The sequence below is a fragment of the Streptomyces sp. S6 genome (assembly GCF_054880855.1).
In genome coordinates this window covers 1-1,799 of the sequence record NZ_JBTYMC010000594.1, presented here as the reverse complement: position 1 = coordinate 1,799, position 1,799 = coordinate 1, and the positions used below count along the sequence as shown (strand labels likewise).

Genomic DNA, 1,799 nt, shown 5'->3' with positions numbered 1-1,799 from the left:
ACGCCGAGGCCGACTACGGCGAGGCGCTGAGCGCCCGGGAGAGCGCCCGCCGCACCGTCCGCACCCTGGAGGAGGCGCTCGGCGCCACGGAGGCGGAGATCCTCCGCCGCGAGGCCGACGGGCAGCGCCGCCTGGACGCCGCGCGACTCCAACTCCCGCGTGCGCGGGCGGACATGGCGGACGTGCACGACGAGCGCGTACGCGCGGAGGAGACGGCGAAGGAGCAGCACGCCTCGCTCGCCGCCCAGGAGAGCGAGGTGCTCACCAGCGGACGGCGGCTGCGGACGACGCTGTCGCTGCCGGGTGTGCTGGAGGGCGCGGGCCTCGAACAGGACCGGCTGCGGATCCCGGACCCGGTCCACGCCGAGGCCAGGGAACGCGTCAAGGCGCTGCGGCACCTCGTCGGCGCCGTGGGCCAGGAGCTGGCCGGGGAGCGCCACGACGTCTCGGACAACACCTTCCACAAGCAGTACACCGCGCTGCGGGACCAGCTCTCCGGCGGGTACGACGCGACGATCGAGGAGCACGACGGCGTCAAACTCTGCCGCCTCGTGGACGACCACGGCCCGCACGACGTCGCCGGCGTCGGCCTGCGGATCGCCGCCGAGGCCGCCGCCGCCCGGGGCCGCCTCACCGACCGCGAACGCGAGGTCTTCCAGCGTTTCCTGACCGGCGAACTCGGCGACCACCTGTCCACCCAGGTCCTCGCCGCGGGCCGACTGGTCGCCGCCCTCAACGCCACGCTCGACACGGTCCGTACGTCGCACGGCCTCGGCGTCATCCTCGACTGGAAGCTGGCCGACGGCGTCGAGGCGGACGTCGCAGCGGCCGTCGAGCTCCTGCGCGGTCCCGCCGCGCTGCGCACCCCGGACCAGTCCGAGCGGCTGCGCGAGATCCTCCAGCGCCGGATCGAGGACGCCCGCCGGGCCGACCCGGCCGCGGGCTACGCGGCCCACCTGCGCACCGCGCTCGACTACCGGGGATGGTTCACCTTCGTCCCCTGGGTCGTGAACGACGCGGCCCCCACCAGCCGCCGCAAGCTGTCCGGCCGTACCGGCATGAGCCAGGGCGAGCAGCGCGTCCTCTCCTACCTGGTCCTCTTCGCCGCCGCGGCGGCCCACTTCACGAGCCTCGCGGAGTCGGCCCCGCACGCACCCCGGCTGATCCTGCTGGACGACGCCTTCGCCAAGGTCGACGAACCCACCCACGCCCGCCTCGGCCGCATCCTCGTCGACCTGGACCTCGACTTCGTCCTCACCAGCGAACGCCTGATCGGCAACTGGCCCGATGTGCCGTCCCTGCACATCTATGAGTGCCTGCGGGATCCGCATGTGCGGGGGGTGGCGACGCTGCACTACATGTGGAACGGGCGGCAGCGGAGGCTGGTGGCGGTATGAGGGGTGGAAGTACGGCGGACGACGGTGTCGGCGCGGCGGACGCGGTGAGAGGTGCGATCGGCGACGCCCAGCCTCTCGACGTGCCGTCCCTCGAACCCCCGCCCCTCGACGCCCGCACCCGCGAGTTCCTCACCCGCCCCGCCCTCACCCGCCTCTGGACGGCCGCCCGTACCCGCCTCGAACGAGGCGGCCTCCAGCCGACCGGCGCCATCCGGCTCCAGAACCTCGACGTGGCGGAACGCGAAGCCCTGTCCCTCCTCCTGGCGAAGCCGATCACCGCCGCCACGGCCACGATCCGCCTCCCCGACCTGGACGCCCGCCTGCGCGCCACGGCCGTCGGCCGGGGACTGGCCGCGACGCTCACCGCCCTCGGCCCGCCCCTCGTCGACCGCAGGGCGGCCC

2 protein-coding genes are annotated in these 1,799 nt (G+C 74.5%); both read left to right on the top strand.

Going from position 1 to position 1,799, the window contains the following annotated elements; genetic code table 11:
- Positions 1-1,397: TIGR02680 family protein (locus ACVNF4_RS35615; RefSeq protein ID WP_461806976.1), on the top strand; the 1,397-nt coding region annotated here is incomplete at its 5' end.
- The coding region (locus ACVNF4_RS35610; RefSeq protein ID WP_461806975.1) for a TIGR02679 domain-containing protein at positions 1,394-1,799 on the top strand (406 nt) is incomplete at its 3' end. The genes ACVNF4_RS35615 and ACVNF4_RS35610, both read left to right, overlap by 4 nt.